This window comes from uncultured Aquincola sp., from assembly GCF_964001545.1.
GTDB lineage: Bacteria > Pseudomonadota > Gammaproteobacteria > Burkholderiales > Burkholderiaceae_C > Aquincola.
Genome location: NZ_CAXFDV010000596.1, coordinates 1 through 22413 on the forward strand (window position 1 = coordinate 1; position 22413 = coordinate 22413).

16 protein-coding genes are annotated in these 22413 nt (G+C 70.4%); 14 read left to right on the plus strand and 2 right to left on the minus strand.

Annotation, left to right across the window (positions count from 1 at the left end):
* The 5 genes from ABNT58_RS20585 to ABNT58_RS20605 form a co-directional block, all read left to right on the plus strand.
* The coding region (locus tag ABNT58_RS20585) for a YaiO family outer membrane beta-barrel protein (protein ID WP_348755285.1) at positions 1-582 on the plus strand (582 nt) is incomplete at its 5' end.
* Between the two features lie 5 nt (positions 583-587).
* Positions 588-1379, plus strand: a complete 792-nt coding sequence (locus ABNT58_RS20590) for a hypothetical protein (RefSeq protein ID WP_348755286.1) — start codon at positions 588-590, stop codon at positions 1377-1379.
* Positions 1376-2575 carry a hypothetical protein gene (locus ABNT58_RS20595; protein ID WP_348755287.1) on the plus strand — a complete coding sequence of 400 codons (1200 nt, stop codon included), beginning with the start codon at positions 1376-1378 and terminating at the stop codon, positions 2573-2575. The genes ABNT58_RS20590 and ABNT58_RS20595 overlap by 4 nt, the downstream gene beginning before the upstream one ends.
* Before the next feature lie 39 nt (positions 2576-2614).
* Complete coding sequence (locus ABNT58_RS20600) at positions 2615-4846, plus strand: hypothetical protein (protein ID WP_348755288.1); 2232 nt, start codon at positions 2615-2617, stop codon at positions 4844-4846.
* 129 nt (positions 4847-4975) lie between these two features.
* On the plus strand, positions 4976-9376 hold the full coding sequence (locus tag ABNT58_RS20605) for an ATP-binding protein (RefSeq protein WP_348755289.1): 4401 nt from the start codon (positions 4976-4978) through the stop codon (positions 9374-9376).
* A 24-nt stretch (positions 9377-9400) separates the two neighbouring features.
* Here ABNT58_RS20605 and ABNT58_RS20610 read toward each other — a convergent pair whose 3' ends face one another.
* Positions 9401-10330, minus strand: a complete 930-nt coding sequence (locus ABNT58_RS20610; RefSeq protein WP_348755290.1) for a LysR family transcriptional regulator — start codon at positions 10328-10330, stop codon at positions 9401-9403.
* Between the two features lie 153 nt (positions 10331-10483).
* Between ABNT58_RS20610 and ABNT58_RS20615 the strand changes: the two genes are divergently transcribed.
* The 7 genes from ABNT58_RS20615 to ABNT58_RS20645 all read left to right on the plus strand — a co-directional run bounded on the left by ABNT58_RS20615 (position 10484) and on the right by ABNT58_RS20645 (position 19942).
* Entirely contained in the window at positions 10484-11503 is a 1020-nt protein-coding gene (locus ABNT58_RS20615; RefSeq protein ID WP_348755291.1) for a TRAP transporter substrate-binding protein, read from the plus strand.
* A 70-nt stretch (positions 11504-11573) separates the two neighbouring features.
* Complete coding sequence (locus ABNT58_RS20620; protein ID WP_348755292.1) at positions 11574-13355, plus strand: IlvD/Edd family dehydratase; 1782 nt, start codon at positions 11574-11576, stop codon at positions 13353-13355.
* Positions 13356-13377: 22 nt separating this feature from the next.
* Positions 13378-14592 (plus strand): fumarylacetoacetate hydrolase family protein, encoded by a 1215-nt coding sequence (locus tag ABNT58_RS20625; RefSeq protein WP_348755293.1) that lies wholly within the window; start codon positions 13378-13380, stop codon positions 14590-14592.
* Between the two features lie 2 nt (positions 14593-14594).
* Complete coding sequence (locus tag ABNT58_RS20630) at positions 14595-15194, plus strand: TRAP transporter small permease (protein WP_348755300.1); 600 nt, start codon at positions 14595-14597, stop codon at positions 15192-15194.
* A 3-nt stretch (positions 15195-15197) separates the two neighbouring features.
* Positions 15198-16475: a TRAP transporter large permease subunit gene (locus ABNT58_RS20635; protein WP_348755294.1), complete on the plus strand. Its 1278-nt coding sequence runs from the start codon at positions 15198-15200 to the stop codon at positions 16473-16475.
* Between the two features lie 64 nt (positions 16476-16539).
* Positions 16540-17112: a cohesin domain-containing protein gene (locus ABNT58_RS20640; RefSeq protein WP_348755295.1), complete on the plus strand. Its 573-nt coding sequence runs from the start codon at positions 16540-16542 to the stop codon at positions 17110-17112.
* Between the two features lie 37 nt (positions 17113-17149).
* A complete protein-coding gene (locus ABNT58_RS20645; RefSeq protein WP_348755296.1) occupies positions 17150-19942 on the plus strand; it encodes an endo-1,4-beta-xylanase in 2793 nt (930 codons plus the stop codon).
* Positions 19943-19992: 50 nt separating this feature from the next.
* On the opposite strand, the gene ABNT58_RS20650 is transcribed toward ABNT58_RS20645, so the two are convergent.
* Complete coding sequence (locus tag ABNT58_RS20650; protein WP_348755297.1) at positions 19993-20904, minus strand: LysR family transcriptional regulator; 912 nt, start codon at positions 20902-20904, stop codon at positions 19993-19995.
* A gap of 95 nt (positions 20905-20999) precedes the next feature.
* Here ABNT58_RS20650 and ABNT58_RS20655 point away from each other — a divergent pair, with 95 nt between their 5' ends.
* Positions 21000-21446: an ester cyclase gene (locus ABNT58_RS20655; protein WP_348755298.1), complete on the plus strand. Its 447-nt coding sequence runs from the start codon at positions 21000-21002 to the stop codon at positions 21444-21446.
* Positions 21447-21461: 15 nt separating this feature from the next.
* Positions 21462-22382, plus strand: a complete 921-nt coding sequence (locus tag ABNT58_RS20660) for an NADP-dependent oxidoreductase (RefSeq protein ID WP_348755299.1) — start codon at positions 21462-21464, stop codon at positions 22380-22382.
* The last annotated feature ends 31 nt before the right edge of the window (positions 22383-22413 follow it).

Genomic DNA, 22413 nt, shown 5'->3' on the forward strand with positions numbered 1-22413 from the left:
CAGCGCTTCGGTGCCCATGGCGGCCTGGTGGCGCTGGGCTACACCCATGTGCTGTCGCCGCGCTGGAATGCGTCGGCGGCGTTTGCGGCCGGCCATGGCGGCCCGATCTGGCCGCAGCGGCGCATCGACCTGGACCTGGGCCGCGCCTGGGGCGAGCAACTGGCCTGGGTCACCCGCCTGGGCTGGTACGACGCACGCTACGAAGGTGGCCGCAGCGACGGTGGCTGGCGCGTCTCGGGCGCGGCCTACCTGCCCGGCGGCTGGTCGTTCGAGGCCGGCACCGTGCTCAACATCAGCCAGCCCGGCCAGGTGCGCTCGGCCATGCCCTACCTGGCCGCCACGCAGGGCCTGGAAGGCGACTACTACCTCAGCCTGCGCTGGTCGCGCGGCCGCGAGGCCTACCAGGCGGTGGGCCCCGAGCGCCAGATCGCCAACTTTCCCAGCCACTCGGCCAGCCTCACCGGCCGGCTGTGGCTGGGCCCCTTGTGGGGCATGACGGGCATGGTTGAGCAGTACGTGAACGGCAGCTCCCGCGGGTACCGCCGCACCTCGCTCAGCCTGGGCCTCTTCTACCAATGGTGACCCCCATGCCCGCCGCACTGCCTCCTGACCTGCACCGCCGCGGCCACCGCGGCGGCACCATCCTGCCGCACCGCTCCATCCGGAGCCTGCGCCTGCCGCCGGGCCGGCTGCTGGCCGGGGCCCTGCTGGCCGCGGCCTTCACGGTCGCGCTGCTGCGGCTGCAGCCCTGGGTGGCGCAGGCCTGGAGCGACGTGTTGCTGTGGTGGATGCGGGGCCTGGCCCTGCCCGGCGACTTCACGCCCGCGGTGGGCGGCGGCGAGGTGGCCACGCTGGCGGTGCCGGGGCTGGAAGTGCGCCTGCGCGGCCTCACCGGCCTGGCGGTGCTGGGCCATGCAGTGGCGCTGGTGCTGCTGTGGTGGCTGCCCGCACGCCTGCCCGATGCAGCGCGGCCGCTGACCTTCCTGCTGCGCTTCGTGGCGCTGACGCATGGCGCCGCGCTGCTGTTCTTCGTGCTGTGGCCGGCCAGCTTTCCGCATTCGGTGCGCAGCCACGTGGGCAGCGGCCTGCGCCAGGCCTGGATGCTGATGCTGCTGACGCCCTGGCTGCACCTGGCCACCTTCTACATCTTCCCGGTGGCCTGGTGGCACCGGGTGCTGCTCACGCTGCTGACGCTGCTCTTCGTGCTGGTGCTCACGCCGCTGCAGTACGCCTGCCATGCGGCGCTGGTGGTCCTGCTGGGCCTGGTGGCCATGCCGGTGCTGCACCTGCTGGGCGGCGTGATGCTGCCCATCCTGGGTTTCGTGGCCTTGTACGGCTGGGGCATGAGCTGGCGCCGGCCCGCGCTGGACCTGGCATGAAGCCACGCTGCACCACCCCACCGCTGCGCCGGCTGGCCACCGGCCTGGCCGCCTGGCTGGCCGCCGGCGCCACCGCGCTGGCCGCCGTGCCGGTGCAAGGCGGCTGTGCCGCCGCGCCGCTGGTGGAGCCGGCGTTGCGCGATGCCGGCCTGCAGATGCTGCAGCGGCTGGCGGTGCAGGCGCCCGGTCAGCCCAGGCATGGCGCGCTGCGCCACAGCCTGGCCGCCGGCCATGTGGACGGCGCCGGCCGCGCCTGGCAGCAGGTTTCGGCCTACCAGGCCAACCTGGCGGTGCTGGGCGCGCTGGCGGTGGACGCGCCGGGCACGCTGCCGCTGGCCGCCGACTGGCTGCGCTGGCAGGCCCGGCATGCGGCCACCGGCGGCGCTTCGGCCGGCGTGGTGCTGGACCACTGGGTGCGTGAAGGCCAGGCCACCGCCACCCCCTGCCCGCCCGACCTGGCACGCAGCCTGTGCCATCACGTGGACGCTGACGACAGCACCGCCGCTTCGCTGCTGCTGCTGGCCGATGCGATGCAGCGCCAGGGCGCCGATGCGGTGCTGGCCGAAGCGCCGGTGCGCAATGCGCTGGCGCAGGCCGCCGCCGCCATCGAACGGCTGACCCTGGGCGACGGGCTGACGCTGGCCAAGCCGCTGCACCGCGTGGTCTACACCATGGACCAGGTGGAAGTGCTGGCCGCGCGCCTGGCCTGGGGCCGGTTGCTGCGCGCCCTGTGGGCCGACGAAGCCGGCCAGCGCCACCAGGAGGAGATGGCCGCCCGGCTGGCCACCGCCATGCAGGAGCGGCTGTGGCAGGCCGACGCCGGCTGGTGGCGCGTCAGCCTGGGCACGCCCGCCCGCCCGCGCCCGCCGCGCTGGTACCCCGACACCATGGCCCAGGCCTGGCCGCTGCTATGGGGCGTCGGCGATGCGCAGCGCAATGCCGAGGCCTGGCGCCGTGCCATCCAGGGCTGGCAGCAGCCGCCGCTGGACTGGAGCAGCCGCAGCGTCGACCCCGACGGCTTCTGGTGGCCCGCCGTGGCCGTGGCCGCCCGCTGCACCGGCGACGACGAACGCGCCCGCGCCTGGCTGGCCCGCGCCCGCAGCGCCTGGCTGGGGCCGGCGGGCTTTGCACCGCCCTTTCACATCGGCGACCTGCTGTGGCTGCTCTGGCTGGCCCCGCCGGTGGCGCGCCCCTGATTCCCTGCACCCCGACCACCCACTGAAGAAGGAGGAACCATGCACCCCACCCCCATCCACAGCAGCCGCCTGGCACGGCTGCAGCGCGGCCTGGCCCGCCTGCTGGCCCCCACGCTGCTGGCCACCGCCTGCACCGCCGCACTGGCCGGCCCGCCGCGCGACCGGCTGACGATGCTGGTGCCCGATGGCGCCAGCCTGAGCAGCTGGCAGGTGCAGGTGTGGACCGATTCGGCGGCCGAAGAAGGCATCCGCCTGGACGTGATCACCGACTCGGCCTTCCTGGCCCTGGGCCGCAATGCCGCGGCCAACATCGGCGGGCTGATCGTGCCCGACAGCGCCCACATCCGTGCCAGCGATGCGGTGGTGGCCGCCGTCAAGCAGTACGCCTACCTGGGCGGCAAGCTGATGCTGGTGTACGACGCCGGTGCGCAGACCGACGCCGGCTTCTACCCGCTGACCGGCCCTTCGCGCTTTTCCGACATGGTGGGCGTCAACTACGTCAACTGGAACAACGGCAGCGGCGCCGCCACGATGGTGGGCTTCGGTCCGGTGGTGGGCACCAAGGCACGGCTGGATGCGCTGTCCATCCCGCCGGGCAAGTACGCCCCGTATGCACCGGTGACCAGCGTGGCCGGTGTGACTGCCGCCGCCTACGTGCCCGCCACCGTGGCCGACCCCGGCGCCACCCAGGCCATGCGCGAGACGGTGCGCAGCCGCCACCGCTGGATCGACGACGGCTCGGCCAACGTGCGCCGGCTGCGGCTGCGCGCGCTGCGCGACGTGCTGGGCATCGGCACCGAGACCTCGTCCGCCACCCGCCTGGGCACCCGCCAGACGCTGGCCACCGCGGCCACCGCCTTCCTCAGCTTCGACAACTGGCTGCGCGGCAACGACGAGGTGGAAGCGGTGCTGAGCAGCGACGGCACGGTGGCCCTGGAGCGCAACGTGTCCAGCACCAGCACCGACACCTCGCTGCACACCATCAGCGGTTATGGCTACGGCGCGCTGGGCTACTTCAGCTACGTGACCACCGGGCAGTTCCCGGGCACGGTGTATCTGTCGTCGCCCGACCACGGCGTGGTGGCCGGCAAGCGCAGCTACGGCAGCGGGCAGGTGCTGTTCGTCAACATCCCGCTGGGCTACTTCAAGGCGGTGGGCACCGACAGCGCGCCGCTGCACGGCTTTCTCAGCCAGTTCGCGCGCGATGAGGTGCGCATCACCACGCTGTCGGCGCAGCCGCGCGGCCGTGGCGGCCTGATCTACAACTGGCACATCGACGACGGCGACGACCTGCTGACGGACATCAAGGGCCTGCTCGACAAGACCAGCGTGCTGCGCCGCGGCGCCTTCAGCATCCATTTGACGGCGGGGCCAGACGTCATCAATTTCGGCGACGGCAACGGCATGAACCTGGACGGCAATGCCCAGTCGCAAGACCTGCTGCGCCGCTTGGGCAACGTCGGCCGTTATGCCTATTCGCTGCCGGTGAACCATGAGATCGGCTCGCACGGCGGCTGGATCCACGATTACTGGGGCGCCTTTGCCAACGAAGCCAATTCACCCGACCTGACCACACTGCTGTCGAAGAATTTCGACGCCATCGAGAAGGTGACCGGCCGCAAGATCCGCGAGTACTCGGCACCCACCGGCAACAACCCCGCCTGGGCCGTGCGATGGCTGGAAGCCCGCGGCGTGGTGGCCTACTACACCGTGGGCGACGGCGGCGCACCGGCGGTGCGGCCCTGGCGCGACGGCGCCCGCCTGACCCGCAACCTGTGGGCCATTCCGGTCACGCCCAACGGCAAGTACGCCACCTTCGAAGAGTTCGACGACTTCGGCATCAGCGACCAGCAATCGGGCCAGTGGCTGATCGATCTGCAGAGCTTCGTGGTCAACCACCGCACCAACCGGATGTTCTACAACCATCCGCCCGGCGCGGCCGGCCACCTCAAGCCCATCAACGCGCTGCTCAACCGCGCCGACGGGCTGCAGCTGTCCAACCGCTTCCGCTGGTACACGATGGCGCAGGTGGCCGACTTCGCACAGCGGCGGCTGCAGACCAGCTGGAGCACCAGCAACCTGGGCTCGCTCAGCACCTACACCGCCACCAATGCGCAAGGCCTGAAGGACGTGACCTGGCTGCTGCCCAGGAAGCGCTACACCCTGCCGCTGGTGACCTGGGGCCTGGGCAGCGTGAGCTGGGACAGCGACCACTGGATCGTCACCGCCGAAGGCGGCACCACGCTGAAGTTCCTGACCTCGGAGCTGTAAGGGCGACTCAAAAAACTGCAATCGCCTGGTGTGAATTGGCTAAAGTGAAATCAGCGCGATTGCGGTCATTCAGTCAGCAGTAGCCATGCCATTGGCATCGCAATTCGTCGCGGGATTGGAGACTTTGTCTTGCACGCCCTGCCCGGATGGCCACTGCTGCTGAATTGGCAATTCGCCCAGGAAGGCGCCATCGTCTGCCGTGTGTGCAAGGTCGGCTGGTCTTTCGCCGAACGTGTGCAACGCGCCTGCCTGCGGCGCCATGCCTTGCTCAGCGCCGCGCTCGATGGCGCGGGCTGCCCCCGCCCCCTGGCCCTGCAGGCCGATGCCCACGGCCTGCTCTACCGCGAATCGCTGGACCTGGACGCTTGGCCCGAGACGCTTGCGGCCCAGGCCACGGCTCCCGCCCCGCAGGCCGATGTGCTGGCCCTGGCACTGGCCTTGGGGCGGGTGCTGCAATCGCTGGAGCGCCACGGCATCGTGCATGGGCGGCTGTCGCCCGAGACGGTGCTGTGGCAGCCGGTCAGTGCCCAGGCCTGGCTCACCGATCTTGACCATGGCGGCTTCGTGCGGGCCACCGACCCCGCCCATCCGCTGCCCGCCGCCGCGGCCGACCTGGCCGCACTGGGCGGCCTGCTGGCCTGGCGCCTGACCGGCGACCGCAGCTGGCTGCAAGCGCCGGCCCCTGGCGCCACCGACGAACCCCTGGCGCGCCTGCAGGCCCTGCCGGTTGATGGCTTCATGCGGCAGGTGCTGCTGGCCTTGTGGCAGGCCGGCGGCCCCGGCGGCTTTCGCAGCGCGCAGGCGCTGTGCCAGGTGCTGGTGCGCGGCACGGCGCACAACGGTGCGCTGGCGTTGGGGCGCCCGGCCTGCTGGCAGCTGCCGGCCGACCGCATCGGCCGTGCGCACGAGAGCGACCGCATGCTGCAGGCCCTGGCCGCCGCCGACCGGCGCCGCGATGCCTGCAGCGCGGCCAGCAGCGCGCAACCGGTGCTGGCCGTGGTGGAGGGGCAGTCGGGCATCGGCAAGACCTCGGTGGTGCAGGCCGCCTGCCAGGCCATGCGCGCGCTGGGCGCACGGGTGGCCGCCGGCAAGTTCAACCAGTACGGCAGCCAGTCGCCGCTGGCCCCGCTGCTGGGCGCGCTGGACGAAGCGCTGGCCGGCTGCGGCCTGCTGCTGCCCGCCGCGCGCGAAGCGGTGGCCGGCGCCATCCGCGCCGAACTGGGGGCGATGGCCGGTGTGCTCACCCCCGCGCTGCCCTGGCTGGCCCAGCTGATCGGCCCGCAGGCGCCGGCGCCCGAGCTGGGGGGCGATGCCAGCCGCATCCGCTTCGAGCTGGCCTTGCGCCGCCTGGTGGTGGCGCTGACGGCCGGTGATGCGCCACTGGTGCTGTTCATCGACGACCTGCAATGGGCCGACCCGCGTTCGCTGGAGCTGATGGAAAGCCTGCTGGCCGAGCCGCGCATGGGCAGCCTGCTGGTGCTGTGCGCCTACCGCAGCGAGGCCGTGGACGACGACCATCCGCTGCACCACTGGCTGGCCCGGCTGCAGGCCACCGCCGGGCTCGACCTGCGCCGCATCCCGGTGCAGGCCTGGACCGCCGACGACATCACGGCCCTGCTGGCGGCGGCCGGCGCGGGGGCCGGCCAGCCGATCGACCAGGCCGCCGCCCTGCTGGCCCGGCAAGGCGAGGGCAACCCCTTCAAGACCCTGCAGCTGCTGCGGGCGGCCGAGCAGTTCGGTGCCATCGCGCCCGATGCACACGGCCGCGGCTGGCAGGTCGACCTGGCGCGGCTGGCCGATCTGTCGGCCTACCGCAGCACCGCCGAGCTGGTGCAGGCGCGGCTGCACACGCTGCCCGAGGCCACGCAATCCACCCTCAGCGACGCGGCCCACCTGGGCGCTGCCTGGTCGGTGGACAGCCTGGCCGCCGGCCGCGGCAGCTCGGCGCTGCAGGTGTGCCGCGACCTGGCGCCGGCGCTGTCGGCCGGGCTGCTGCTGCCGGCCGACGACGAGACGGCGACCGACCCTGCGCTGGGCCTGCGCTTTTTGCACGACGCGGTGCAGCAGGCGGCTTATGAGCGCATCACCCCCGCCCGGCGCGACGCACTGCGCGTGCGGCTGGGCGCCGGCCTGCTGCAGCATGCGGTGGAAGAAGGCCGGCTGAACCAGTTCCTGTTCACCATCGTCCAGCAGTTCAACGATGTGCAGCAGACACCCGCGGGCGGGCTCGACCCGGCCACCGCCGCGCAGCTGAACGAGCGCGCCGGCCAGCTGGCCAGCGCCAAAGGTGCCACCGGCGAGGCGCTGAACTACTTCCTGCGGGCGGTGCAGGCGCGCCGCCTGCAGCCCGACGAAGCCGGCAGCGCGCAGGCCTTCGCGCTGTACCGGCGCGCCGCCGAGGTGGCCTGCGCCGCGGCCCGCTTCGACGTGGCCGAAGACCTGCTGCAGCAGGCGGCCGATCACCAGCCCGATGCCCTGGAATCGGCCCGCATCGACGAGCTGCGGCTGCTGATCCTGCTGGCGCGCAACCGGCTGGCCGAGGCGCTGCAACTGGGGCAGCAGACCCTGGCCGCACTGGGCGTGCCCTTGCTGTCGCTGGCCGACGCCGCGGCCTGGCCCGACGTGCCGGCGGCACTGCCCGACGTGGCACCGCAGGCCGGCAACCCGCGCGTCGACTGCGCCCACCGGCTGCTGGTGGCACTGACGCCGTGCGCCTACATCACCTCGTTCGAGATGTACGCCCGCGTCATCCGCACCATGATCGGTCTGGCGGTGCAGTGGCCGGCCTCCGACTGGACCGCCCTGGCCTGGACCAACTACGGCCTGACGCTGTGCGGCATGGGCCGGCCGCAGGCCGCCTTCGAGGCCAGCGAAGTGGCCCTGGCCCTGCTGCCGCGCCTGCAACACCCGCCGCTGGGCTGCAAGGTGCGCGTGTTGTGCCTGGGCTTTCTGCGGCACTGGCGGCTGCCGCTGCACGAGCAGCTGGCGCCGATGCTGCAGGCTTATGAAGACTGCCAGGTGGCCGGCGACCAGGAGTACCTGGGCTATGCCGCCTTCCTGTACTGCGACAAGGCCTTCGGCATGGTGCCGCTGGAAGAGCTGCTGGCCGGCCACGGCCTGCGCAGCCACACCGTGCGCCAGTTCGGCCACGACTTCTCGCACCACCACTGCCGGGTGTGGCTGCAGGGCTTGCGCGCGCTGCGCGGCGACGCCGCAGCAAAGCCCTTGCAGCTGGACGGCCCCGCCTTCGACGAAGCGCAGGAGCTGCAGCGGCTGGCCCAGGCGCAGAACGCCTTCTCGCTGTTCACCGCGCACACCCTGCGCGCGCTGCTGGCCTGGCACCGCGGCGAGGCCGATGCCTGCTGGGCCGCCTGCCAGCAGGCGCTGCCGCTGGCCGCCAACGGCACCGCCACCGTGCTGTCCATCGACCTGCTGGTGCTGGCCGCCCTGAGCGCGCCGGCCGACCCGGCCGGCAGCCACCGCGAGCAGCTGGCGGTGTGGGCGCAGGCGGCCCCGGTGAACGTGGCCCACAAGCTGCAGCTGGTGCAGGCGGTGCAGGCGGCCCGCGCCGGCGAGCTGGACGCGGCGCTGGGCCTCTTCGAGCGTGCGCGCCAGGGCGCCCAGGCCGGCGGCTTCCTGCGCGACCAGCTGCTGATCGAGCAGGCCTGCAGCGAAGCCCTGCTCGAGGGCGGCCAGCGCGAGGCCGCGCAGCACTGGTTCAGCCTGGCCTGGGCCAGCGGCCTGCGCTGGGGCGCGCTGGCGGTGGTCGAGCGGCTGCTGGCGCGGCATGCGCAGCGCATGGCGGCGCTGGAACGCGCCGCCACCGGCGCCCGGCCCACCGGCAGCGCCATCGACCTGGCCCGCGTGAGCCACGACATGCGCACGCCGCTGGGCGGGGTGATGGGACTCACGGCCATGCTGCTGGCTTCCAACCTCAACGAACGGCAGCGCCGACTGGCCATGCTCACCAAGGCCTCGGCCGAGTCGCTGCTGGGTCTGGTCAACGACATCATGGACCTGGGCGAAATGGCCCACGGCCAGCTGCGCCTGCACCCCGGGCCAGTGCAGCTGCGCGAGCTGGCGCTGGCGTTGGCGGAGCTGTTCCAGCTGCAGCATTCGTCGGGCCGGGTGGCGCTGCGGGTGCACATCGCCGACGACGTGCCCCCCACGCTGCAGGCCGATGGCCAGCGGCTGCGCCAGGTGCTGACCAACTTCCTGGGCAATGCCTTCAAGTTCACCCAGAGCGGCCACATCGAGCTGCGCATCGAGACGGTGGCGGGCGGCGAGCGGGTCAGGCTGAGCGTGACGGACACCGGCCCCGGCATCGCGGCCGAGGAGCAGCAGCACATCTTCAAGGCCTTCTACCAATCGGCCAGCGGCGCGGCCCACTGCGCCAGTGCCAGCTCGGGCATGGGCCTGGCGGTGAGCAAGGGCATCGTGGAGGCGATGGGCGGGCGCATCGGCCTGCGCAGCGCGCCCGGTGAAGGCAGCAGCTTCTGGTGCGAGCTGCCGCTGGCGCCGCCGCCCTGAATCGGGCCACGGCCGCCACGCGGCTCAGGTGGGCGCCACCTCCGCGCCGGCCAGCCCGCGGATCACCTCCATGAAGGCCAGCGTCGCGGTGCTGGGCGGCTCGCCCTGCAGCGTGATCAGGCCGTAGTCGGGCATGCGCTCGGGCAGGTCGGCGGCAATGCGCGTGAGCAGCCCGCGGCGCACGAACTTGTCCACCAGCGCCGCCGGCTGCAGCGACAGCATGTGAGTGCTTTGCAGCAGCTCCAGCGCGAACAGGAAGGACGGCGTCTCGACGATGCCGGAGGTGAGCGACAGGCCGGTACTGCTGAAGATCTCGTCCGACACCTTGCGCAGCGCGGTGGACGCCGGATACAGGATCCACGGCCAGTTGGACAGCTCGGCCAGCCCCGGCGCCTGCGGCCCGCGCAGCGGATGGTGCACGCCGGCGGTGATCTGCAGGCTTTCGCCGGCCAGGCGTTCGTACTGGAACTGGTCGCGCTGCGCCTCGTCGGTGAAGCGGCCGATCATCACGTCGATCTTGCGCTCGGCCAGCCACACGATGAGCTGGTCGCTGCTTTGCTCCAGCACCTTGACCACCAGCAGCGGGCGCAGCCGCTGCAGCTCGGCCACCGCCGCGATCAGCAGGTGCGCGGCCGAGCCCGAGATGGCGCCGATCGAAAGGTGGCCATGCCCCCCCTGCTTGAGCGTGCTGAATTCGTCGACGAATTTGCGGTGCCCGTCGAGCGCCGCATGGGCATAACGCAAAGTGAAGAGTCCGAGCTCATTCGGCCGCATGCCGCGCGGCAAACGGTCGAACAGCCGCGCCGCCAGCATTTCTTCGATGTCCATCAGAACCTTGGTGGCAGCCGGCTGCGTTATGTGCATTTGCTCTGCCGTTAAACGCAGATTGCGCGTTTTTCCCAGGATGTCGAGGAACTGCAGATGACGGAAGCGCAGCCGCGCGACCTGGGCCATCACCAAGGGTTTTCCAGAATCTGATTCGCTACTCATCACCATTTGGAATGGATGCTAGCGAAAAAGTCAGTGGACCGGACGGGGGTGCCCCCCTAGCCTTCAGCCCCACCAACAAGGCCCCCCAGAAGGCCATCACCTCTTCCGGAGACATCCATGCAGTTCAAGTCCCTCGCCCTTGCCGCCGCCCTGCTCACCGCACTGGCCAGCCCCGTGTCCGCCCAGGTCAAGGAACATGTGTTCAAGATCGGCACCGGCCTCAGCGAAGACCATCCGCAGGCCATGGCGCTCAAGCACTTCGGCGAGCAGCTGGCCGCCAAGAGCGGCGGCAAGCTGTCGGCCCGCGTGTACGCCAGCGGCTCGCTGGGCAACGACGTGAGCATGACCTCGGCCCTGCGCGGCGGCACGCTGGAGATGACCATCCCCGACAGCTCCACGCTGGTCACGCTGGTCAAGCCCTTCGGCGTGCTCAACCTACCGCTGACCTTCAACAACGAGCAGGAGGCCGACGCGGTGCTGGACGGCCCCTTCGGCCAGAAGCTGCTGGCCAAGCTGCCCGAGAAGGGCCTGATCGGCCTGGGCTTCTGGGAGAACGGCTTTCGCCACGTCACCAACTCGCGCCGGCCGATCAACAAGGCCGACGACCTCAGCGGCCTGAAGCTGCGCGTCATCCAGAGCCCGCTGTTCCTCGACACCTTCAGCGCGCTGGGTGCCAATGCCACGCCCATGCCCTTCACCGAGCTGTATTCGGCGATGGAACAGGCCGCGGTGGACGGCCAGGAGAACCCGCCGGCCACCATCCTGGCCAGCAAGTTCTACGAGGTGCAGAAGCACCTGGTGCTGTCGCGGCACATGTACAGCGCCTGGGTGCTGCTGATGTCCAAGAAGACCTGGGACGGGCTGTCGGCCGACGAGCAGAAGATCGTCAGCGATGCCGCGCGTGAAGCCACGCTGTACGAGCGCAAGACCATCCGCGCCTTCTCCAACACCGCGCTGGCCGACCTGAAGAAGGCCGGCATGCAGATCACCGAGCTGCCGGCGGCCGAGCAGGCCAAGATGCGCACCAAGCTGCAGCCGGTGCTGGCCAAGTTCAGCAAGGAATTCGGCGAAGACACCACCGCCGAGATGAACAGCGAACTGGCCAAGGCGCGCGGCGCCGCGGGCGCGGCCAAGTAAGCCGGCCTGCCTTTGCCGGGGCGGCCCTGCCGACGCCCCTTCTTTCCTGCCCTTTCTCTTCGACCACGCCATGGACAACCCGGCTGGGCGGCGCTTTCGCTCGCGCGATTGGTTCGCCGATCCCCAACGCTCCGACATGACCGCGCTCTACCTCGAGCGCTTCATGAACTACGGACTGACCCCTGAAGAGCTGCGCTCGGGCCGGCCCATCATCGGCATTGCACAGACGGGCAGCGACCTGTCGCCCTGCAACCGCATCCACCTGGAACTGGCGCGGCGTGTGCGCGACGGCATCCGCGACGCCGGCGGCATTCCGATGGAATTCCCGGTGCACCCCATCTTCGAAAACTGCCGCCGCCCCACCGCAGCCCTCGACCGCAACCTGGCCTACCTGGGCCTGGTGGAGGTGCTGTACGGCTACCCCATCGACGCGGTGGTGCTGACCACCGGCTGCGACAAGACCACACCGGCCGGCATCATGGCCGCCTGCACCGTGGACATCCCGGCCATCGTGCTGTCGGGCGGGCCCATGCTGGACGGCTGGCACGACAACCAGCTGGTGGGCTCGGGCACGGTGATCTGGCGCAGCCGCCGGCAGCTGGCCGCCGGCGAGATCGACGAGGACGAATTCCTGCAGCGCGCCTGCAGCAGCGCGCCTTCGGCCGGCCACTGCAACACCATGGGCACCGCCTCGACCATGAACGCGGTGGCCGAGGCGCTGGGCCTGTCGCTGCCCGGCTGCGCGGCCATTCCGGCGCCTTACCGCGAACGCGGGCAGATGGCGTACGAGACCGGCCGCCGCATCGTGGGCATGGCGCATGAAGACCTGCGGCCTTCGCGCATCCTCACCCGCGAGAGCTTCCTCAATGCGCTGTCGGTGGTCAGCTGCGCGGGTGGCTCCAGCAATGCGCAGGTGCACATCATGGCCATGGCCCGCCATGCCGGCGTGGACCTGCGGCCCGAAGACTGGACCGAGCAGGCCTACGACCTGCCGCTGCTGCTGGACATGCAGCCGGCCGGCCGCTTCCTGGGCGAGCGTTTCTTCCGCGCCGGCGGCGTGCCCGCGCTGATGTGGGAGCTGCAGCAGGCCGGCCGCCTGCATGGCGATTGCGCCAGCGTCACCGGCCGCAGCGTGGCCCAGAACATCGAGGGCCGCCAGGCGACTGACCGCGAGGTGATCCGGCCCTTTGCCGAGCCGCTGATGGACAAGGCCGGCTTTCTGGTGCTCCGGGGCAACCTGTTCGACTTCGGCATCATGAAGACGTCGGTCATCTCGCCGCGCTTTCGTGAGCGCTACCTGAGCCGCCCCGGCCAGGAAGGCGTGTTCGAGGCGCGTGCCATCGTGTTCGACGGCGCCGACGACTACCACGCCCGCATCAACGACCCGGCGCTGGCCATCGACGAAGGCTGCATCCTGGTGATGCGCGGCGCCGGCCCCATCGGCTGGCCCGGCTCGGCCGAGGTGGTGAACATGCAGCCGCCCGATGCATTGATCCAGCGCGGCATCCAGACCCTGCCCACGCTGGGCGACGGCCGCCAGTCGGGCACCGCCGACAGCCCCTCCATCCTCAACGTGTCGCCCGAAAGCGCGGTGGGCGGGGGCCTGAGCTGGCTGCAGACCGGCGACCGCCTGCGCATCGACCTCAACGCCGGCCGCTGCGATGCGCTGGTGCCGCCCGAGGAGATCGAGCGCCGCCGGCGCGAGCTGCCGCCACCGCCGGTGCCGGCCAGCCAGTCGCCCTGGGAAGAGATCTACCGCAGCCACACCGGCCAGCTGGTGGACGGCGCCACGCTGGACATGGCCCTGAAGTACCGCCGCATCGCCGAGCGCACGCCGCGCCACAACCACTAGACCCGCACGAGGAACGCTTTTCATGACTGCAACGACAACGGCCATGCCGGCACGCACCGATGGCCTGCATCCCGTGCTGCCGCGGGACGGCCTGGCCGGCACCCTGGTGGGCCGCGTGTGGCGCCCTGGCGCACCGGCCGGCCCGGCGGTGGTGGCGCTGCGCGCCGACGGCGTGTTCGACCTGAGCGAACAGTTCCCGACCATGAGCACGCTGCTGGAGGTGGCCCAGCCGGCGCAGGCGGTGAGTGCCTTGATCGGCGAGCGCCTGTGCAGCGTCGAGGCGCTGCTGGACAACAGCCGGCCCGAGGGCCGCGACGACAGCCAGCCCTGGCTGCTGGCGCCCTGCGACCTGCAGGTGGTCAAGGCCGCGGGCGTGACGTTTGCGGCCAGCATGATCGAGCGGGTGATCGAAGAGCAGGCCGGCGGCGATGCCAGCCGCGCCGAGGGCCTGCGCGCGCAGGTGCAAGCCCTCATCGGCGACAGCCTGTCCAACATCCGCCCCGGCTCGCCGCAGGCGATGGCGCTCAAGCAGCTGCTGCAGGAGCGCAAGCTCTGGTCGCAGTACCTGGAAGTGGGCATCGGGCCCGATGCCGAGGTGTTCACCAAGGCGCCGGTGCTGGCCTCGATGGGCCATGGCCAGGACATCGGCATCCGCGCCGATTCGCAGTGGAACAACCCCGAGCCCGAGGTGGTGCTGGCCGTCAACAGCCGCGGCGGCATCGTGGGCGCCGCGCTGGGCAACGACGTGAACCTGCGCGACATCGAAGGCCGCAGCGCACTGCTGCTGGGCAAGGCCAAGGACAACAACGCGTCGTGTGCCATCGGCCCGTTCATCCGCCTCTTCGACCACACCTTCGGGCTGGCGCAGCTGCGCAGCGAGACGGTGCACCTGGAAGTGGCCGGCACCGACGACTTCACGCTGCGCGGCATCAACACCATGGCCAGCATCAGCCGCGACCCGGCCGACCTGGTGGCGCAGACCCTGGCCTGCCACCAGTACCCCGACGGCTTCATGCTGTTCCTGGGCACGCTGTTCGCGCCCACCGAAGACCGCGACCAGCCCGGCGGCGGCTTCACCCACAAGCTGGGCGACGTGGTCACCATCCAGAGCCAGTGGCTGGGCAGCCTGCGCAACCGCGTGACGCATTGCGAGACGGCGCCGCCCTGGCGCTTCGGCCTGCGGGCCTTCATCGGCAACCTGGCCGCCCGCGGGCTGCTGGAAGGGGTTCGGCTGTGAGCCTGCTGGACGCCGTCATCCAGCGCTTCTGCCGCGCCATCGACCTGCTGATCGCCGCCGCGCTGGCGGTGATGGTGGTGCTGGTGTTCGGCAACGTGGTGCTGCGCTATGCCTTCAACTCGGGCATCGCCGTCAGTGAAGAGGTCGCGCGCTGGCTGTTCGTGTGGCTGTGCTTCATGGGCGCGGTGGCCGCGCTGAAGGAAGGCGGCCACCTGGGCACCGACATGCTGGTGGGCCGCCTGCCGGTGCGCGGCAAACGGCTGTGCCTGGTGCTGGGCCATGTGCTCATGCTCTACATCACCTGGCTGTTCTTCCAGGGCAGCTGGCAGCAGGCCGCCATCAACATGGACGTGGAAGCACCCGTCACCGGTGCGCCGGTGGCCCTCTTCTATGCCACGGGCGTGTTCTTTTCCGTGTGCGCCGGTGCGCTGCTGCTGCTGCAGCTGGCGCGTGCACTCACCGGCCGCCTGCGCGAGAGCGAGCTGGTGATGGTCAAGGAATCGGAAGAACAGGCCGAGCTGGAAAGCCTGCAGGCCGAACTGGCCCGCGGCGATGCGCAGCCCGGCCAAGCCCACCCAGCCCCCTCATCGATCGGCCGCTGAACCATGACCGTCTTCATCTTCCTCGGCAGCCTCGTCGGCGCGATGGCGCTGGGCATTCCCATCGCCTATGCGCTGCTGGCCAGCGGCGTGGCGCTGATGTGGCACCTCGACCTCTTCGATGCGCAGATCCTGGCGCAGAACTTCATCAACGGCGCCGACAGCTTTCCGCTGCTGGCGGTGCCCTTCTTCATGCTGGCCGGCGAGATCATGAACGTCGGCGGGCTGTCGCAGCGCATCGTCAACTTCGCGCTGGCGCTGGTGGGCCACGTCAAGGGCGGGCTCGGCTACGTGGTGGTGCTGGCGGGCTGCCTGCTGTCGGCGCTGTCGGGCTCGGCGGTGGCCGATGCGGCGGCGCTGACCGCGCTGCTGCTGCCGATGATGATCAAGGCCGGCCACAAGCGCGAGGTGTCGGGCGGCCTCATCGCCGCCTCGGGCGTCATCGGTCCGATCATCCCGCCCAGCATCGGCTTCGTGATCTTCGGCGTCACGGCCAACGTGTCCATCAGCAAGCTGTTCATCGCCGGCATCTTCCCCGGCATCATGATCGGCGCGGGCCTGGCGCTGACCTGGTGGTGGGTGGGCCGCAAGGAAAGCCTGCCGCTGCCGCCGCGCAAGACCGGCGCGCAGATCCGGGCCGCCGCGCGTGAATCGGTGTGGGCGCTGCTGCTGCCGGTGTTCATCCTCGTGGGCCTGCGCATGGGCGTGTTCACGCCCACCGAGGCCGCGGTGGTGGCCGCGGTGTATGCGCTCTTCGTGGCGCGGGTGATCTACCGCGAGCTGACGATGGCGGCGCTGGTCACCATCTTCATCACCGCGGCGCGCACCACGGCGGTGGTGATGTTCCTGGTGGCCGCGGCCATGGTGTCGGCCTGGCTCATCACCGTGGCCAACCTGCCCGCGCAGATGGTGGACCTGCTGCAACCGCTGCTGAACCACCAGACGCTGCTGCTGATCGCCATCATGCTGCTGGTGATGCTGGTGGGCACGGCGATGGACATGACGCCCACCATCCTGATCATGACGCCGGTGCTGATGCCGCTGGTCAAGGCGGCCGGCATCGACCCCGTCTACTTCGGCGTGCTGTTCATCATCAACAACTCCATCGGCCTGATCACCCCGCCGGTGGGCACCATCCTGAACGTGGTGGCCGGCGTCGGCCGCATGAAGATGGACGAGGTCACGCGCGGCGTGCTGCCGTTCATGGCGGCGCAGTTCGTGGTCATGTTCGTCATGGTCGTGTTCCCGCAGACCGTGCTGGCGCCCTTGCGCTGGTTCTATTGAGCACACGCGGCATGCACCGCGCATGCCGCTCAACCGGGCGCAAGCCCACCAGGAGGAGACAAAGATGAAGAAAGCGACTCACCTTGCGGCGCAGGCCGCGGGCGCCTGCGCGCTGGCGCTGGGGCTGCTGTCCTCGGCGCAGGCAGTGCCGTCCATCAAGCTGTCGGGCACCAACACGTCGGCGGGCTTCGCGCTCACCGTTTCGGCCCAGGACGTGGTGGACCTGTATGGCTACCAGTTCACCGTCCAGTTCGACCCGTCGCTGCTGACGGCCACCGGCAGCATGGAAGCAGGCTTCCTGGCCAGCGGCGGCGCCACCGACTTCGCGCCGGGCGTCATCGACAACAGCGCCGGCAGCATCAGCTTCGTGCTGGGCTTTCTGGTCGGGCCGGTAGCCGGAGTCTCGGGCTCGGGCGACCTCGCCACCTTCAACTTCGGCGTGCGGCAGGCGGGCCTGGCCAGCTTCAGCCTGTCCGACGTGGGGCTGGTGGACACCAACATCGCGACCATCGACGTCAACGTAGACAACCTCGTCACCGCCGTCCCCGAGCCCGCCACCTACGGCCTGTTCGCCCTCGGCCTGGTGGCCCTGCTGGGTGCCACGCGCCAACGCCGGCCGCAGGCCGGCGCCGTCTGAAGACCCCACCCCGTCTCACGACCCCAAGGAATCCATGATGTTCAGCAGTTTCGACATCAAGCGCCTGGCGCTCGCCCTGCCCGCCGTGTTCGCGGTGGCCAACGGCGCGCTGGCGGCCGACCGTCCCGCCAACCCGGCCGACTGGCCCGCGTTGAAGGACGTCTACAAGAACCACTTCCTCATCGGCAGCACCAACCTCAGCGCCAGCAACTTCGCCGCCGGCGTGACGGCCGGCGAAAACTCGACGGCGGCGATGACGATCAAGCACTTCGACATCGTCACCCCCGGCAATGCGATGAAGCCGGAGTTCTGGAACGGCGGCGCCAGCAACCCCAACCCCACCTTCCTGACCAACTTCAGCAACGGCATCAACGTCGACATCGCCGCGGCCAACAGCCGTGGCGTCAAGGTGGTCGGGCACACGCTGCTGTGGCACAACCAGTCGGCCCAGTGGCCCGCGCCCAACGTGCTCACGCCCAATGGCGGCTGGGAAACGCCGTGGGATTACGCGATGGCGCGCTCGAACCTGGAGTACTACATCCGCACCGTGGCCGGCCACTTCGACAAGCAGCCGCAGAAGACCTATGCCTGGGACGTGGTCAACGAAGCCTTCAAGGACAGCCCCGACAACCCGGCCGACTGGCGCAGCGCGCTGCGCTCGGGCTACAGCCCGGAAGAGCGCCCTTCGCGCTGGGCGCAGGCCTATGCCAAGGGTGGCAAGAGCTGGGACTACATGTACGACGCGTTCTTCTTCGCGCGGCAGAACACCACGGCCATCCTGAACTACAACGACTTCAACGACAACGAGCGCGACTCCAAGGCCAGCGCCATCGCGGCCATGGTGCGCGAGTTCAATGAACGCCATGCCGCCGACGTGGCCGCCGGCAAGGCCCGCCAGCTGCTGGACGCCAAGGGCAACCCGCGGCCGCTGGTGGACGTGATCGGCACCCAGGGCCACTGGGACATGCGCCTGAACATGGACGCCTTCGAGCGCACCATCCGCACCTACCTGTCCACCGGCGCCAACGTCGACCTGACCGAGCTGGACCTGGCGCCTTCGCTGGGTCTGGACAAGGGCCAGCGCATCCAGAACGGGCCGGAGATGAACGACCTGTTCATGGTGCAGGGCGTGCAGTACGCCAAGCTGTTCAGCCTGCTCAAGGAATACGCGCTGGGCAGCAGCGGCCGCCACCCCGAGTTCAAGGGCGGCGTGCACCGTGTCACCTGGTGGGGCATGACCGACCCCGGCTACCACACCAACGGCTACCCCTGGTCGGCCGTCGGCCAGCCCAAGGAAGCCTACTGGGCCGCGGCCAACCCCGAGCAGTACCTGCGTGATGCCGGCCTGCCCCCCAACGGCGTGACCGCCACCTTCCGCTGGGGCGGCGAGACCTTCAGCGCCCGCACCTGGGGCGGCAAGAACGCGCAGTCGTCGCTGGACATCAGCGTGCCTGCCGGCACCCGCGCCGTGAACTTCACGGCCGACAACGTGTCGCTGCCGGCCGGCTTCAAAGTCGAGCGCATCCAGTACAGCCCGTCGGACTGCGCCGTGATCCCCGGCAAGCCCTGCCATGTGACGGTGACCGCCCGCGGCCCCGATCCTGCGCCGGCCTACAAGAACGTGGGCGTGGAGAACACCGCCACCTACGTGCTGAGCTTCGGCCACATGGCGGTGTCGTGGTTCCAGGACGCCAACACGCTGGAGCAGCCGCTGTCGTATGCCGAGGTCCGCTTCAGCGACGGTGCCACCCGGTTCAAGCAGTACAAGACCTACTACGGCGGTGACGGCCTGGCCCGCGCCACCGGCACGGCCGAGCTGAAGGCGGTGCCCAAGCATGGCCGCCAGACGCTGGTGCTGAAGGCGCAGGACCCGATCAGCGGACCGATCGGCCTGCGGCTGGCCCGGGACGCCTCCACCGAGAAGGCCTGGCGCGTGGCCAAGCGCATCGAGCCGGGTCGCACCTACATGGTGGTGTCGGCGGAGTCGGCCTACCAGGACAACGGCGACGCCCGCGCCTTTGCGCTGACCAACCGCACCAAACCGGCCACCACCGCGCCGGCGGTGCCCGAGTCGCTGTCGCGCACGCCGGTGGCACTGCGGGGCAACACCGTGTGGCCGCTGCGCAGCACCAACGCGACCGACGGCGAGCCGGCCCTGGCGCAGGACAACACCAAGTTCGTGTTCGAGGAGATGGCGAGCCCCGCCGCCGGCCCCTACGCCGGCCAGGCAGGCCACACGATGGAAAGCTTCATACACGGCACCAACGTGTACCCGCACGTCGTGTTCCGCGGCAATGGCGCCACCGGCACCGTGGCGGGCGGCCAGAACTCGCTGATCACCCGGCAGACCAACGGGCAGGAAGGCTCGCAGATCGCCGACCGTGCGCTGGACCAGGCGGTGTGGTTCAACACGCCGATCGACCCGGCCACCGGCGAGTTCAAGATGTTCCTGTTCTCGGCCGGCAACAGCCAGCACTACGCGCTGAAGGAAGTGGACAGCGGCACCACGCCCAACCGCGACGCGGGCAATGCCATCAGCCAGCGCCAGGGCGCCACCGGCGGCTTCGTGGCCCTGCAGGCCGCGGGCCCGCAGGCCGGCACCAGCGTGAAGCTGTATGCCTACGACATCGAAGCCTATGTGCCCGGTGACGTGAACGGCGACGCCCAGGTCAGCTGCGCCGACCTCACGGCCGCCACCGCGGCCGTGGGCAAGCGCACCGGCCAGGCGGGCTTCGTCTACGCGGCCGACATGGACCAGAACGGCGCCATCGACATCCGCGACATCGCCGCCATCTCGCGCCTGCTGCCCGCAGGCACGGCCTGCCGCTGACAGGGCTGGGCGGTGGGCGCTGCGTCACACTGCAGCCATGCCTGCCGCCCTTACAGCAGCGCGGCGGTGGCGGCGATGAGATCGCGCAGCCACACCTGCGCAGGTGGGCTGTCGTTGCGTCGATGCCAGGTCAGGTGAAAGCCGATCGGCGGCAGCGCCAGCGGCGGCGGAAACAGCAGCAGCTGGCCTGCCGCCTCTGAAGCGAGCGCAAAGCGCTTCAACAGCGTGGCGGTCATCCGGGTGCGCGCCACCACACCCGGCACCGCGAACATCTGGGGCACGGTCAAGCCCAGCTTGCGCACCTTGCCGTCCTGCGCCAGCGTCTGATCCACGATGCCGTGCCGGTCGCCCTCGGGCGACACCAGCACATGCGTCAAGGACAGGAAGCACTTCATGCTCATCCCGCGCCGCGCCGCCGGATGGTCGCGGGCCAGGATCGTCACGAACTCGTCCTGCAGCACCGGCCGCGTGAGGATGCGGCCATCCGCCTGCGTCGGCAGCACGCCGACCGCCGCATCGATGGCGCCGGCATCGAGCAGGTCCACCGCCTGGTCGCGGTCATTGAAGGCCCGCACGTTCAAGGCAATGCCTGGTGCCTGGGCGGCCAGCGCCTCCATCAAGGCGGGCAACAGCACGAAGGTCGGGTAGTCCTGCAGCCCGAGGTTGAAGACCAGCGACGCCTTGTGCGGAACGAACTCGGCCGGGCTGACCAGCGTGGCCTTGATCTGCGCCAGCGCCTGTGACAAGGGCTCGCCCAGGTCCCGCGCGCGCTGGGTGGGCAGCAGGCCACCGGCACCACGCAGGAAGAGCGGATCGCCCAGCAGCGTGCGAAGCCGCGCCAACGCCGCGCTCATCGCCGGCTGGCTGACGCCCACGCGCGCGGCCGCCCGTGTGACGTTGCGCTCGGCCATCAAGGCATCGAAGGCGACGAGCAGGTTGAGGTCGATGCCGTGAAAATCCATGCCGTGGATGAATCTGTATACGCGCTAGTTGTTGGACAGATTTTAGGGGGGGTTCCCAGAATCGGCTCATCAACAGCAACCGACGGGCTCACCCCATGCACACCCCAGACCAGACACGCGCCGCCCGTCTGCGCGCCGAGCGCCAGGCCATCGAGACCTTTTATCGCGCCTTCACCGAACAGAACGTCGATCTGGTCGATGCCGTGCTGGCGCCGGATTGGCAGGACATCCCGCTGGCCCCTGGCCAGGTGGCCGGACCGGAAGGCATCAAGACGATCATCCGCAGCGTTGCGCAAGCCTTCCCCGACGTGAAGATCACCCTGCACGACATGGTGCAGGAGCCCGGCCGTATCGGCGTGCGCGCCGAGATCAGCGGCACCCATCGCGGCCCGCTGTTCGGCATCGCGCCCACGGGCCAGGCGGTGAGCTTCCGCCTGCATGAGTTCCACACCCTCGAAGGCGGCCGCGTGACCACCACCTGGCACCTGGAGGACTGGTTCGGCCTTTTCCTGCAGCTGGGCCAGTTCCCGGCGCAGGCCTGAAGGAGAGGCAGCCCCATGAAAGCAGCCTTCATTCAAGCCTTCGGCGGGCCGGAAGCCATTGCGCTCGGCGAGGCCCGGCTTCGTGCGCCTCAAGCCGACGAGATCGTCGTCCGGGTCGAAGCCACCGCGATCAACCCGCTGGACCTCAAGATCATCGCGGGCACGATGCAGCAGGTGTTTCCCATCGTGCTGCCTTACGTGCCCGGCACCGATTTCAGCGGCGCGGTCGAGTCGGTGGGCGCAGAGGCCAGGCACCTGAAGGTCGGCGACCGTGTGGTGGGCCGCAGTGCGCCGAGCCTGGGTGGCGCCCTGGCCAAGCAGGTGGTGGTGGCGGCCAGTGCCGTGGTGCCCATGCCCGCGGGCATGAGCTTCGAGCAGGGCGCGGCACTGCCGACGGCCTTCGGCACGGCCAGCCAGGCCTTGTTCGACACCGGCCAGCTGCAGGCCGGTGAAACGGTGCTGATCCACGCCGGCGCCGGTGGCGTGGGCAGCATGGCGGTGCAACTGGCCCACGAGGCCGGCGCCCGCGTCATCGCCACCGCGTCCGCCAGCAACCACGAGCTGGTGCGCAGCCTGGGCGCAGACGACGTGATCGACTACCGCACGCAGGACGTCTTCCAGCTGCGCGGCATCGACCTGGTGATCGACACCCTCGGTGGCGACACGCTGGCGCAGTCATGGGCCGTGCTGGGTGCCGGTGGGCGCATCGCGACCACGGTGGACTTCGGCATCCAGGCACGGGAGGGTCACGCAGGCAGCTTCGTGTTTTTCGCCGATGCCGCGCGCTACCTGCCCGCGGCGTTTCAGCTGTTCGAAGCCGGTCGGCTGCAGGTCGTCACCGACGGCCTCTTCAGGTTCGACGACACACGTGCCGCGCTGGAACGCCTGGCCACCGGTCATGCGCGCGGCAAGCTGATCGTGCGCGTCGATGCGTGAAGCGGGCATGCGCCTGCCGCCGGCCGCCGAA